General features: G+C 56.7%; 14 protein-coding genes. 8 read left to right on the top strand and 6 right to left on the bottom strand.

Annotated features, from left to right (window positions below; translation table 11 throughout):
• Positions 1 to 32: 32 nt before the first annotated feature.
• A complete protein-coding gene (gene purT / locus SPL01S_RS21395; protein WP_063202747.1) occupies positions 33 to 1,211 on the bottom strand; it encodes a formate-dependent phosphoribosylglycinamide formyltransferase in 1,179 nt (392 codons plus the stop codon).
• A gap of 242 nt (positions 1,212 to 1,453) precedes the next feature.
• Between purT and dbpA the strand changes: the two genes are divergently transcribed.
• From dbpA to yebF, 4 genes are all read left to right on the top strand, one after another.
• The gene (gene dbpA / locus SPL01S_RS21400; protein WP_004945607.1) at positions 1,454 to 2,836 is read left to right on the top strand and encodes an ATP-dependent RNA helicase DbpA; all 1,383 of its coding nucleotides are present in this window, start codon (positions 1,454 to 1,456) and stop codon (positions 2,834 to 2,836) included.
• Positions 2,837 to 2,924: 88 nt separating this feature from the next.
• Complete coding sequence (locus tag SPL01S_RS21405; RefSeq protein ID WP_062871091.1) at positions 2,925 to 3,248, top strand: YebG family protein; 324 nt, start codon at positions 2,925 to 2,927, stop codon at positions 3,246 to 3,248.
• A 39-nt stretch (positions 3,249 to 3,287) separates the two neighbouring features.
• Positions 3,288 to 3,596, top strand: a complete 309-nt coding sequence (gene yqfB / locus SPL01S_RS21410) for a N(4)-acetylcytidine aminohydrolase (RefSeq protein WP_013813352.1) — start codon at positions 3,288 to 3,290, stop codon at positions 3,594 to 3,596.
• 71 nt (positions 3,597 to 3,667) lie between these two features.
• The gene (gene yebF / locus SPL01S_RS21415) at positions 3,668 to 4,027 is read left to right on the top strand and encodes a protein YebF (RefSeq protein ID WP_062871090.1); all 360 of its coding nucleotides are present in this window, start codon (positions 3,668 to 3,670) and stop codon (positions 4,025 to 4,027) included.
• Positions 4,028 to 4,261: 234 nt separating this feature from the next.
• Here the strand turns inward: yebF and SPL01S_RS21420 are convergent, their stop codons facing one another.
• From SPL01S_RS21420 to mdtH, 5 genes are all read right to left on the bottom strand, one after another.
• Entirely contained in the window at positions 4,262 to 4,825 is a 564-nt protein-coding gene (locus SPL01S_RS21420; protein WP_062871089.1) for a lipoprotein, read from the bottom strand.
• A gap of 153 nt (positions 4,826 to 4,978) precedes the next feature.
• Entirely contained in the window at positions 4,979 to 6,619 is a 1,641-nt protein-coding gene (locus tag SPL01S_RS21425) for an ABC1 kinase family protein (RefSeq protein ID WP_063202749.1), read from the bottom strand.
• 30 nt (positions 6,620 to 6,649) lie between these two features.
• Positions 6,650 to 7,297: a glutaredoxin 2 gene (grxB, locus tag SPL01S_RS25050; RefSeq protein WP_063202752.1), complete on the bottom strand. Its 648-nt coding sequence runs from the start codon at positions 7,295 to 7,297 to the stop codon at positions 6,650 to 6,652.
• A 127-nt stretch (positions 7,298 to 7,424) separates the two neighbouring features.
• Positions 7,425 to 7,673 (bottom strand): hypothetical protein, encoded by a 249-nt coding sequence (locus SPL01S_RS21435; protein WP_013813348.1) that lies wholly within the window; start codon positions 7,671 to 7,673, stop codon positions 7,425 to 7,427.
• Positions 7,674 to 7,759: 86 nt separating this feature from the next.
• Entirely contained in the window at positions 7,760 to 8,965 is a 1,206-nt protein-coding gene (gene mdtH / locus SPL01S_RS21440; RefSeq protein ID WP_020439189.1) for a multidrug efflux MFS transporter MdtH, read from the bottom strand.
• 344 nt (positions 8,966 to 9,309) lie between these two features.
• Here mdtH and rimJ point away from each other — a divergent pair, with 344 nt between their 5' ends.
• The 4 genes from rimJ to murJ all read left to right on the top strand — a co-directional run bounded on the left by rimJ (position 9,310) and on the right by murJ (position 13,150).
• The gene (gene rimJ / locus SPL01S_RS21445) at positions 9,310 to 9,894 is read left to right on the top strand and encodes a ribosomal protein S5-alanine N-acetyltransferase (RefSeq protein ID WP_063202754.1); all 585 of its coding nucleotides are present in this window, start codon (positions 9,310 to 9,312) and stop codon (positions 9,892 to 9,894) included.
• A gap of 9 nt (positions 9,895 to 9,903) precedes the next feature.
• A complete protein-coding gene (locus SPL01S_RS21450) occupies positions 9,904 to 10,548 on the top strand; it encodes a YceH family protein (RefSeq protein WP_063202756.1) in 645 nt (214 codons plus the stop codon).
• On the top strand, positions 10,541 to 11,461 hold the full coding sequence (locus SPL01S_RS21455; RefSeq protein WP_063202758.1) for a Gfo/Idh/MocA family protein: 921 nt from the start codon (positions 10,541 to 10,543) through the stop codon (positions 11,459 to 11,461). The genes SPL01S_RS21450 and SPL01S_RS21455 overlap by 8 nt, the downstream gene beginning before the upstream one ends.
• Positions 11,462 to 11,614: 153 nt before the next feature.
• Positions 11,615 to 13,150, top strand: coding sequence for a murein biosynthesis integral membrane protein MurJ (gene murJ, locus SPL01S_RS21460; RefSeq protein ID WP_063202760.1), 1,536 nt, complete (start codon positions 11,615 to 11,617; stop codon positions 13,148 to 13,150).
• Positions 13,151 to 13,197: the final 47 nt, after the last annotated feature.

The raw sequence follows: 13,197 nt of genomic DNA on the forward strand, positions 1-13,197 counted from the left end.
GTTGCAGGGGCCGGCAAGCCGGCCCCAACGTTTTATCCCTCAATCACTACCGCAGCGGCAGCCTGCTTGGCTAACGCCACCGCCTCTTCCACATTTTCCGCCGTTGCCAGCGCCACGCCCATCCTGCGTTGCCCGTTAATTTCCGGTTTGCCGAACAGGCGCAACTGATTGTGGCCGCTCAATGCGCGATCCAAACCGCTGAAGCGCAGATCGCTGCTGGTCATTTGTGGCAGGATCACCGCCGAGGCCGAAGGCCCGAATTGGCGAATGGCGCCAATGGGCAGACCAAGGAAGGCGCGAACGTGCAGGGCGAATTCGGACAGATCCTGCGAGATCAGCGTCACCATGCCGGTATCGTGCGGGCGCGGTGACACCTCGCTGAAGATCACCTCATCGCCGCAGACGAACAATTCAACGCCGAACAGGCCAAATCCGCCCAATGCCTGCACCACGTTTTGCGCGATCTCCTGCGCACGGTTCAGCGCCAGTTCGCTCATCCGTTGCGGTTGCCACGACTCACGGTAATCACCGTCCTCTTGACGGTGGCCTATTGGCGAGCAGAAATGGACACCGTCGATCGCACTGATGGTCAACAGGGTAATTTCAAAATCAAATTTCACCAGACCTTCGACAATCACTCGGCCGCCGCCGGCGCGGCCGCCCTGTTGAGCGTAATCCCAGGCGGTTTTCAGCTGTTCCGGGCTGCGGATCAGGCTCTGGCCTTTACCGGAAGAGCTCATGACCGGTTTGATGATGCACGGATAGCCAATTTCGGCGACGGCCTGCCGGAAGGCTTCTTCACCGTCGGCGAAGCGGTAACTGGAGGTTGGCAGGCCCAGGGTTTCTGCGGCCAGGCGGCGGATACCTTCGCGGTTCATGGTCAGGCGCGTTGCTTCGGCACAGGGCACTACGCGGTGCCCTTGTTGCTCCAACTCAACCAGCATGCTGGTGGCGATGGCTTCGATCTCCGGCACGATGTAATCGGGACGTTCCTGTTCAATCAGGGCTTTCAGCGCGTTGCCGTCCAGCATGTTGATGACGTGGCTGCGGTGCGCCACGTGCATGGCCGGGGCGTCCGCATAGCGGTCTACGGCAATCACTTCCAGTCCTAAACGCTGGCATTCGATGGCAACTTCTTTACCCAGCTCGCCGGAGCCGAGCAGCATAACGCGAGTGGCGGACGGGCGCAGGGCGGTTCCAATAGTTAACATAGTCTCGTACCTGGATCTGTGGATTTAAGGCGGTCTGATAACGGGTGTGCAGTATATACGAAAACGTTTGCGCATGCAGGCGGGGGATGGAGTTGGCGATGTTATTGCCAAATAAATGCATCCGGCGGCTTTTTTTATGCGTGAAATCCGTAATCCCTACTATCTCTGTTATCATCTGCGGTTGATTCGGCGCCAGCCCGTGGGCGCGCCGCCATTCCATTTGCCATATAAGAGTTATCGCCGTGAGCACAGTATCTTTTTCTTCCCTGCCGCTGCCAGCCGAACAGTTGGCCAACCTCAACGAACTGGGGTATGCCGAAATGACGCCGGTGCAGGCCGCCGCGTTGCCCGCCATCCTGAAAGGGCAGGACGTACGAGCCAAAGCAAAAACCGGCAGCGGCAAAACGGCTGCGTTCGGTATCGGCCTGTTGGATAAAATCAATGTTTCCCAGGTGGCGGCGCAGGCGTTGATCTTGTGCCCGACGCGCGAGCTGGCTGACCAGGTAAGCAAAGAGTTGCGTCGCCTGGCGCGCTTTACCCAGAACATCAAAATCCTGACCCTGTGCGGCGGCCAACCTATGGGACCACAGCTCGATTCGCTGGTGCATGCGCCGCATATCGTGGTGGGCACGCCGGGGCGTATTCAGGAGCATCTGCGCAAGAAAACGCTGGTGCTGGATGAACTGAAAGTGCTGGTGCTGGACGAAGCCGATCGCATGCTGGACATGGGCTTTGCCGATGACATCGACGATGTGATCAGTTACACCCCACCGCAGCGCCAGACTCTGTTGTTCTCCGCGACCTATCCGAGCGGCATCGAGCGCATCAGCGCCCGCGTGCAGCGTGATCCCTTGAATGTGGAAGTGGACGATGGCGATGATCAGACCTCCATTGAACAACGCTTCTACGAAACCACCCGCGATCAGCGTCCGGCGGTGCTGGTATCCGCCATCCGCCATTACCAACCTTCTTCCTGCGTGGTGTTCTGCAACACCAAGCGCGATTGCCAGAGCGTATATGAAGCGTTGGAAGCCCGTGGCATCAGCGTATCGGCGTTGCACGGCGATCTGGAACAGCGCGATCGCGATCAGGTGCTGGTGCGTTTTGCCAACCGCAGTTGCCGGGTGCTGGTAGCGACCGACGTTGCCGCTCGCGGGCTGGATATCAAAGAGCTGGAACTGGTAGTCAACTATGAGCTGGCGTTCGATCCGGAAGTACACGTACACCGTATTGGCCGTACCGGCCGCGCGGGCCTGAACGGCCTGGCGATCAGCCTGTGTACGCCGCAGGAGATGGAACGTGCGCATGCGATTGAAGAGTACCAGCGCAAGGCGGTCAACTGGGCGCCGGTATCTGAACTGAGCGGTGCTTCCAATACCACGCTGGAGGCCGAAATGGTCACCCTGTGCATCGACGGCGGGCGCAAAGCCAAAATTCGCCCTGGCGACATTCTCGGCGCTTTGACCGGCGACGCCGGGTTGACGGCCGCTGAAGTGGGCAAAATCGACATGTTCCCGGTACACGCCTATGTGGCGATCCGCAAGGCCAGTGCTCGCAAGGCGCTGCAACAGCTTCAGCAGGGCAAAATCAAAGGCAAGAACTGCAAGGTGCGGTTGTTGAAATAATCCGCGTCAGGGGTGCGCTTGCATCCCTGCGTAAAATCACCTTGTACTGTATAAAAATACAGTATTCTAACCTTTGAGGAATGCACACATGGCCGTTGAAGTAAAATATGTGGTGGTGAGAAACGGTGAGGAAAAGATGACTTTCGCAACCAAGAAAGAAGCCGATGCTTACGACAAAATGCTGGACCTGGCGGACAGCCTGGGTGAATGGCTGCAGCAGGCGCCTTTGAACCTGGATGAGGAGCAGCGTGAAGGGCTGAGCTTCTTCCTGGCGGAGCATAAAGACGCGCTGGGGCAGATTCTGCGTGGCGCTGCGCCGGCGGAAGCACCGAAGAAACCGACCAAAGTGAAAACGGAAAAATCCGTCGCTACCTCAAAAGAGGGATCTGCGTCAGAAAAGCAGGCAGCATAATGACTTATGTTGCGGCAATGTGATGAAAAAGGATCTAGAATGACGCGTGGAATAACTTTCTTCAGTCGCTTTGAGCAAGACATTTTGGCCGGGCTCAAGACCATTACTCTCCGGGACGCCAGTGAATCCCACTTTCAGCCCGGTGAGGTATTGCGCGTTAGCCGTAATGAAGACGACGTATTTTTCTGTTTTATTGAAGTGCTGTCAGTCACGCCGGTTCACCTTGATGCGCTAACCGAACAGCATGCCAAACAAGAAAATATGTCGCTCAGCGAGCTGAAGCAGGTGATCAAGGAAATCTATCCGGGGTTGGATGAGCTGTTTGTCATCAGCTTTGTAAAACGCTGATCCTTTGCCAGACCTGTTGTGAGCCAGGGGGCAAATACCCATGGATAGTGTCAATCACAACTGGAGGGCATATGAAAAGAACGGGACTGAGTTTGGCCGTAGCGTTGTTGGCCATGGCGGGTTTGACGACGGCGGTACAGGCACAAGAGCAACGCACGGCCAAAGTGGCGCAATGCACCGGCCTGCAACCGGCAGACGTCGCCGCTCAGGTAAAACGCGATTATCTGCAGAACCGCATCACGCGCTGGGCATCGGATAAAAAGTTGCTGGGCACAGCCACCCCGATAGCCTGGATCAGCCCGGAAGCCATCACCGGCAAGGACGCGATCTGGCAGGTGCCGTTGACGGTACGGGGCACCAAGCAGGATAAAACCTATAACGTTACCCTTAACTGCAACACGGGTGAAATCAGCTACAGCGAACCGCAGTAACGCCACTGCTTTCAGGCTATCGCCTGTCTGAAAAATAATAGACCCGCCTTATCAGCGGGTTTCAGACCGCTGACAAAGCCTGTTATTAGGGAGAGCGTATCGAAGGGGTCGTAGCGGCTTGCTGCCGGAGCGCCTCTCGGTGCGCTAGGCCCGAGTCTCTCGGTCTCAAAGACAACGTTGTTATCAATCTCAAACCCACCTTATCAGCGGGTTTTTTAGTTTTAGCGGTTTGCCTTAGTCAGTGAACGGAATAACCAGTTCGCCGGGCTTCACTTCCAGCCCTTTTGCCAGCTTCTTCGCCAGCGCTTCGGTTTTGCTGTTATCCGGGTTCAACACGTAGGCCGGTTTTTGATCGAAGTAGGATTTCAGCGACTGATTCAGGTAAGGGGTCAGGGCCTTCATCACCGTCTGCATTTTCTCCGGTTGCACGCTATAGTCTGTCAGCTCCATGTCTTTCAGGAATACCGCACCTTGCTCACGGTCATAGACCGGCTGCGCTTTCAGCGTCAGTTTCAGGTCCGCAGTCTGCGGGCCGAGGATTGAGCTGATATTCACCTTGGCATCGCCGGAAAGGGTGACCTTACCCGGTTCACTGCGGCCAATCTGGCTTTTTAACTGGGTAAGCACAATATTGGCATCCAACAGCCCCGGCACGCCGATTTGCTTGCGATAATCGTTGTGCTTTTGCAGGTAATCGTTCACTTCCTGCTCGCTGAGCGTGTATTGGGTGAGTTGATTACAACCGGCCAAGACGCCGGCGAACAGCAGGGCGGCTGCGCCCATCAGAATTTTCTTCATTTGTGCCTCATAGCTACTGCCAACAACATGCTGCAGATAATTGATTTGTCATTATAAACGGCCACCGCCTGTGAGGGAAATCGCTGACGGTGGCAAGCGAAATGATAGTGCGCGTGAAAGACGGCATCACCTATCGGATAACGCTGAAACTGCTCAGCGCCGCAGACGCAGCGCCAGCAACAGCACGCCGCCCAGGCAGGCAAGCCCACCCAACGCAGGAAACAGCGGAATGCCCCAAAGCCGCGGCGAAGCGTGCATCAGATAAGGTGCCAGCCCCAGCGCGAAGGCTGCGGTGACAATGGCGATGGCCAGCGTGACAGCCGCTCTCTCCAGCGCCTTGCCCAATTGATCGATGTTCTTGACGTTGATGTCGGCACCGATTTGCCCGCGCTTCAAACGGCGCATCAGCAGCCGCAGGGTTTGCGGGATCTCTTCACCGGCATCCAGCGCTTCTGCACCCAACGCCAGCATGCGTCGCTGCACCGCATCGGGGGAATAACGCTGCAACATCACCTGCTGCAGCAGGGGTTTCAACGTGGCGATAATATCAAAGTCGGGATCGAGCCGGTGCAGCACGCCGTCAGCGGTAATCAGCGCCTTGAACAGCAGCACCAGGTCCGGCGGCATCGCTAACTGATGCTCACGTGCCATCACCAGCAGATCGGTCAACGCCTTGCCTAACGTCAGGGTGGAAGACGCCTGCTTATCGAGGAAGTTCTGCGCCGCCAACTCCAGATCCAACAGATCAAGCGGATCGCTGTCCGACCAGGCAATAAGGGTATTGACGATGCCGCCGGATTCGCGTTCAGCGATGGCTTGCAACAGAAGTAACAGTTGGTTGCGACGTCGTTCGGAAAGCTGCCCCACCATACCGAAATCGATAAAACCGACGCGGTTACCCGCTAGCGCCATGACGTTGCCGGGATGAGGATCGGCGTGGTAAAGGCGATGCTCCAGCACCATTTTCATAAAGGCTTGTGCGCCGCGCTGGGCCAGCAACGGGCCGTCAAAGCCGGCAGTTGCCAACTGTTGCGGGTTTTCCGGCGCGGTGCCAGGCAAGAATTCCTGGACCAACAGCCGTTTTGACGACCATTGCCAGTAAATTTTCGGAATTGCTACCTCAGGATGCTGGGTAAAGCATTCGGCGATACGTTCGCAGTTATTGCCTTCATGGGTCAGGTCCAGCTCGTGATTGAGCGCGGTCGCCAACGCTCGCACCATCTGGCGCGGGCGGTAACGGGCCAGCGCGGGGCTTTGCTGCTCTACGGTCTCCGCCAGATAAGTCAGCAGGCGCAGATCGGCGTGAATGGTTTTCGCAAGGCTTGGCCGCAGCACCTTGATCACCACCGCTTCACCGCTATGCAGGCGTGCACGGTAAATTTGCGCCATTGAGGCGGCGGCCAGCGGCGTGCTGTCGAACTCGGCAAACAGGCTGTGCGGATCGCTGCCCAGATCGGCCGTGATTTGTGCTGCCAGCTCGCTCCATGGCAGGGTAGACGCCTGACTGTGCAAGCGATCGAGCTCGTCGGTCCAACTTGAGTCAAGCAGGTCCGAACGGGTAGCCAGAATTTGACCGAGTTTGACAAAGGTCGGGCCCAGCGCCTCCAGCGCGGTGCGCAAACGCTCCGGCAGGGTTTGATTGTCTTGTTGAACATTGCCGCTTTCGGCCCCGCTCAGCAGGGATCCCAGGCCCAGCAGACGAATGATATCCTGCAATCCGTAGCGGATTAACACCGAGGAAATCTCTTTCAGTCGCACCCGATCACGGGCGGTGACCAACACCATTTTTAACATAGGCGCGCTATATCCTTATTGCGAGAGGTTTCACTGTTCCATATCGAGCAGCAGTGGAACATCGCTGAGTTGCGCCATACGGTTGCGGTAGGCCTCCACGTTTTCCGGTAGCGTAACCCCGGCGACAATCGACAGAGAACGCAGCAGCGGAAACAGCTGAATATCATCTTCCGACAGCGAGCCATTCACCGCATCGGAGGTGACGATCAGGCTGGAAAGCGCCTGGAGATCGGTTTCCAGCTCAGCAATGAGATCGGCGCTGTTGGCCAGGTGCTCGGAAAAATCACCTATTGAAGCTTGCTTCTTGTGGGTAAAGTATTGGCGCGCGCTGTCAGTGGCGAACTCTTCGAAATCGGCGTTGGCGATGCGCGGCAACAGTAATTTTGCGGAGTAACCGCCGACCCGTTGCAACCAGTCGGCGATCGCCGGGTTGGTCTTGCCGGTCAGCAGCGGCCGGCCGTCGAAATTATCGACATAGCGCACGATATCCATGCTTTCCGGCAGGTAGCTGCCATCGTCTTTTTGCAGAATGGGCGCCATTTTCTTGCCAATCATGCTGATGGGCGTAGCTTCATCATCGCTTAGCAAGGTGACAAGGCGGACAGGCAGGTTCTTCAGGCCGAAAATCATGCGGGCTTTAACGCAGAATGGGCAATGATCGTAGATAAACAGTTTCATGCTTGCTCCGGTTTTAGGTTTGAACAGCAATAGTTATCACAGCATACTGAGGCTGTCGCGAAGAGTTGTGTTGGAAGGTGCGTTATTGTGGCGTGGCCCGCGCATTACACGCGGGCCGGGGCAGAGATTATTTTTTTGTGGGCACGGAATTGATGACGTCTATCAGGTGCGTACGCGCCTCTTCCAAATCGATTTTATCGCGGTCGTTGGCTGCGTTGACTATTTGCAACTGTTTGATGATGTCACTCTTCAGCGTCGCATTTTCAGCAATGATGTGGGCCAGCGCTTTTTCTACCAACGTTGAGCGCGCGTAGATCATGCGCAGGTTCAGTACCATGTGTTCCAACAGTTGCGGTAATTTATCTTCGTCACTCATCGCCAACTTCTCCCGTTTATGTTTTTACTATCAGGATAGCAGCTCTGGGAAATTCGGCTGATTTTCTGGCAACTTAGAGAAGAAACTCAGCCGCCGCGCAGGATCGCCGGTGCGGCAGTGCGCGGATTGAACTGCCAGTACAGCGCTAACAGTGTCGTAAAACCCACGATACCTAGCAGGATCCACGGCAGTTCGGGCATGTTCAGCGTCCGGCCGGTGTCGTACATCCAACCGCCGCCGGTGTAACCGATCGCACCGCCCAAAGCCAGCCCCAGGCGGCTGAATCCCATGTAACTGCCGCGTGCGCGCGGATCCGCCAGTGAGGCGCTGAGGGTTTCCCGTGCAGGTTCGGCGATGATGGAACCTAGGTAGAAACAGCAGATCAGAGAGAAAACACCTTGCAGGCTGGTCGCCAGGCCGACGGGCAACAGGCTGAGGGTCATCAGCAGCAGGCCTGCCATCAGCCGTTGTTCCAGGCGAAAACGTTTTTCGCTCCAGCGCGCCAGCGGGTAGAGCAGTGACAGCGACAGCGCGGCTTCAATGGCATACATCCATTTTACCGCTGCCGGCGAGCCGGCGATTTCATTGACCACGATAGGCAGCATCAGCATTACCTGAACCGACAGCATGTAGTAGCCGGTCAGCGTCAGTACATAAGTCAGGAAACGCCGGTCGCGCAGCACGCGCATCATGCCTTCCTTCATCGGGGCGCGGACGGTGGAAATACGGTAAGCCGGCAACAACCAGGCGTTCCAGCCTGCCGCCAGCACGAAAATGGCTGCGCCAACCCAGCAGACAAAGTGGAAGTCATATTGCAGCAACCAACTGCCGATCAGGGCGCCAATCACCGCACCGGCGCTGTCTTGCATCATCAGCAGAGAATAAAAACGGCCGCGCTCATGCGGGCGGGTGAGCTTAATCACCAGTGCGGTGCGCGGTGGATCAAACAGGGTGCCGCCGAGTGCGGAAAGGGCGCAAGAGAACCACAACAGCCAGGGTTCATCGGCCATCGCCATGGTGGCGAAGCCTGCCGCGCGCATCAGCATGCCGGTGACGATCATCGGTTTGGCGCCGAACCGGTCGGCGATTGCGCCGCCGAAGATCCCCAATCCCTGCTGAATCAACTGCCGTAAGCCCAGAGCGACGCCCACCACTACCGCAGCCCAACCGAGTTGATCGACAAAGCGGATCGAAATAAGCGGGAAGACCACAAAGAAACCCAAAACCACTAACAGATTATCGAGTAACAGGAAATATTTACCCAAGCTCCGAGCTTGCGATACCAGAGACATGCTTCACCACGAGCAATTAAGAGGGAGAGGAGTGCAACCCGTTTAGTTTGTACCCAATCTCCGTCTACCGATAGGGGCCAGGTAGATAATATTTTTTTATCGTCAATACGTTACCTGCGCGACAAAATCGCACGAAAATAGCCGTAAAATGACTAATCGCTTATTTACTGAGCTGTCGGGATTTTACCTCCGGGGCAGGCTACGGTTATATTAAATGAGGGTAAGTGCGGTTCTGCGCCGGTCGTTGGAAAATAATGGCTCAGGATATGATCGTTACGGGATTATTATCCGGACGCGCCCCAATAAATACTTCTTATCGAACCGTTCTGACCGCGGGGGAAATGATGTTTGGCTACCGCTCTGCATCACCAAAAGTACGTCTCATCACCGATCGACAGGTCGTGCGTTTAGTCCATGAACGCGATGCCTATCGTCTGGCGGAATACTATGCCGAGAACCGGGCTTTCCTGAAACCCTGGGAGCCGGTGCGGGATGAAAGCCATTGTTACCCTTCCGGCTGGCAGGCGCGGCTTGGGATGATCACTGAAATGCAAAAGCAGGGCAGCGCGTACTATTTTATCCTGCTCGATCCGGAAGAAAATGAAGTGCGGGGCGTGGCTAACTTCAGCAACGTACTGCGCGGTTCGTTTTATGCCTGTTTCCTTGGCTATTCGTTGGCCGAAAAATGGCAGGGGCAGGGCCTGATGTATGAAACGCTGCAGTCGGCGCTCCGCTACATGCTGCGTCAGCAGCGCATGCACCGCATTATGGCCAACTATATGCCGCACAATCAACGCAGCGGCGCGTTGCTCGCTCGTCTGGGATTTGAACGTGAAGGTTATGCCAAGGATTATCTGCTGATCGACGGGCAGTGGCAGGATCACGTCCTGACGGCATTCACCAATAAAGAATGGCTACCGCCACGCTGAGGCCAAATAATGAAATACGAATTAAGCGCTAAAGAAGCCAGAGTGATTGGCTGCCTGCTGGAAAAACAGGTCACCACTCCAGATCAGTATCCTCTCTCCCTGAACGGCATCGCCTTGGCGTGCAACCAGAAAACCAACCGCGAACCTGTGATGGATCTGACGGAAAGCGAAGTGCAGCAGGTTCTCGACCTGCTGCTGAAAAAACATTTTCTGCGTACGCTGAGCGGTTTCGGTAACCGGGTGGTCAAGTATGAACACCGCTTTTGCAATTCTGAGTTCGGCCAACTGAAACTGTCTGCAGCCGAACTGGCGGTGATAGCCACGCTATTGCTGCGCGGGGCGCAAACCCCCGGTGAATTGCGTACCCGTACCAATCGCATGCATGAATTCAGCGATGTCTCTGAAGTGGAGCAGGTACTGCAGCAATTAAGCGCCCGGGAGGATGGCCCGTTTGTCGTGCGTTTGGCGCGGGAGCCAGGCAAGCGAGAAAGCCGTTTTATGCATCTGTTCAGCGGCCAGATTGATGAGACGACGGCGGAGGTTGCGCAGATTGACGATGCGGATTTGAGTGAACGCGTCAGCGTGCTGGAAAGCGAAGTCGCAGAATTGAAACGGCAGTTGCAGACGTTACTGGCCGGGGGGCAGCATGACTAAGTTACGCGTTGGTGTCGTAGGGCTGGGCGGCATCGCGCAAAAAGCCTACTTGCCCATCCTCTCACAGGCAGCGGATTGGGCGCTGGTCGGCGGTTTTTCCCCTAATCAGCAAAAAGCGCAGCCGATATGCGACAGTTATCGCATGGCCTGCTTTTCCAGCCTGGATAGCCTGGCGCAACAGTGTGACGCGGTATTTGTTCACAGCAGCACAGCCAGCCATTTTCAGGTGATAAGCGAACTGCTGCGCCATGGCGTGCATGTTTATGTCGATAAACCGCTGGCGGAGACCGTGGAGCAGGGCGAGCAGTTGATCGCACTGGCTGAGAAGCAGGGCAAAACGTTGATGGTGGGCTTTAACCGCCGTTTCTCCCCCTTGTATCTTCAGTTGAAACAGGAAATGCAACGGCCGGCGTCGATTCGCATGGATAAGCACCGGGCCGACAGCGTAGGGCCAAACGGCCTGCGTTTTACCCTGTTGGATGATTATTTGCACGTGGTCGATACCGCGCTGTGGCTGGGGGGAAGTGCGGGGCAACTACTCAGCGGCCACCTGCGCGCCACAGACGCCGGTGAACTGCTGTACGCTGAACACCATTTTGCCTGCGGCGAAACGCTGGTGACTACCAGTATGCATCGTCGGGCCGGCAGCCAGCGTGAAAGCGTGCAGGCGGTGGCCGAGGGGGCGGTGTATCAGGTGAACGATATGCGGCAATGGTTGCGGGAAGATCCACAGGGCGTACTGGAGCATCCGGCGCCGGGTTGGCAGACCACGCTGGCGCAGCGCGGTTTTGATGGCGCTATTCGGCACTTTATCGCGTCTGTCAGCAACCAGACCGTGCCGGAAACGGCCGGGGAACAGGCCATCGCCGCTCAGCGGGTGATCGAACGGCTGCTGCAGGATGCCGGTTTGTAAGGCGACGCCCCCGCGTGGAGCGCACGCGCGCTTATAACTCTATGTAACATATGGCGGTAGCTATTCTGCTGTGGATGCGTAAACTTATCCGCTAGTTTTACGGACGCCTGCTGATGCAGGCGTCGACATTTACGGGACACATCAGACAACCACATGAACCTACTAAAATCACTGGCCGCCGTGAGCTCTATGACGATGTTTTCACGGGTGTTGGGCTTTGCCCGTGACGCCATAGTGGCGCGCGTGTTTGGTGCCGGCATGGCGACGGATGCCTTCTTCGTGGCGTTCAAACTGCCCAACCTCCTGCGCCGTATTTTTGCCGAAGGCGCATTTTCTCAGGCCTTTGTGCCGATCCTGGCCGAATATAAAACCCAGCAGGGTGAGGAGGCGACTCGTACCTTTATCGCCTACGTTTCCGGCTTGCTCACGCTGGTGCTGGCGGTGGTCACCGTATTGGGGATGCTGGCTGCCCCTTGGGTGATCTACATTACCGCGCCGGGCTTCGTTGATTCGCCGGACAAGTTCGCGCTGACGTCGTCGCTGCTGCGCATCACTTTCCCTTATATTCTGCTGATTTCACTGGCTTCGCTGGTGGGCTCGATCCTCAATACCTGGAACCGTTTTTCGATCCCGGCCTTTGCGCCGACGCTGTTGAACGTCAGCATGATTGGTTTTGCGCTGTTTGCCGCACCTTATTTCAACCCGCCGGTGCTGGCGTTGGCCTGGGCGGTGGTAGTGGGCGGCGTGCTGCAACTGGGCTACCAACTTCCGCATCTGAAAAAGATCGGTATGTTGGTCTTGCCGCGCCTCAAGCTGGGCGATGCCGGCGTATGGCGTGTGATGCGCCAGATGGGGCCGGCGATCTTTGGCGTTTCGGTAAGCCAGATCTCGCTGATTATCAATACCATTTTCGCCTCATTCCTGGTCTCGGGCTCGGTATCCTGGATGTACTATGCCGACCGTCTGATGGAGTTTCCTTCCGGCGTGCTGGGCGTGGCGTTGGGTACCATTCTGCTGCCGTCGCTGGCCAGGAGTTTTTCCAGCGGTAACCACGATGAGTATTCGCGCCTGATGGACTGGGGGCTGCGTTTGTGCTTCCTGCTGGCGCTGCCGAGCGCTATCGCGCTGGGGATATTGGCGAAACCCCTGACCGTATCGCTGTTCCAGTATGGCAAGTTCAGCGCTTTCGACGCGGCCATGACCCAGCGTGCGCTGGTGGCGTACTCGATAGGTTTGATGGGGTTGATCGTGGTGAAGGTACTGGCGCCGGGCTTCTATTCGCGGCAGGACATCAAAACGCCGGTAAAAATCGCCATTATCACGCTGGTCATGACGCAGGTGATGAATCTGATGTTTATTGGCCCGCTAAAGCATGCCGGCCTTTCGCTGTCGATTGGGCTGGGAGCCTGTCTTAACGCTTCGCTGCTGTACTGGCAGTTGCGTAAACAGAAGATTTTTCACCCGCAGCCTGGTTGGGCAACGTTCCTCACCAAACTGGTGATTGCGGTAATCGTGATGTCAGTGGTATTGGTTGGCGTAATGTGGCTGATGCCGGCATGGGATCAGGGCAATATGCTGGAGCGCCTGCTGCGACTGGCGGTGGTCGTGGTGGCGGGCGTGATCGCCTATTTTGGTGTGTTGGCCGGTTTGGGCTTCCGCCCACGGGACTTCGCGCGCCGGGTGGCATAAACGGGAATTTCCGGTCGTCATTGCATAAAAAAAGGGTCACCTCGGCG

It is taken from the genome of Serratia plymuthica NBRC 102599, from assembly GCF_001590925.1.
In the GTDB taxonomy this organism is placed as follows: Bacteria; Pseudomonadota; Gammaproteobacteria; order Enterobacterales; family Enterobacteriaceae; genus Serratia; species Serratia plymuthica.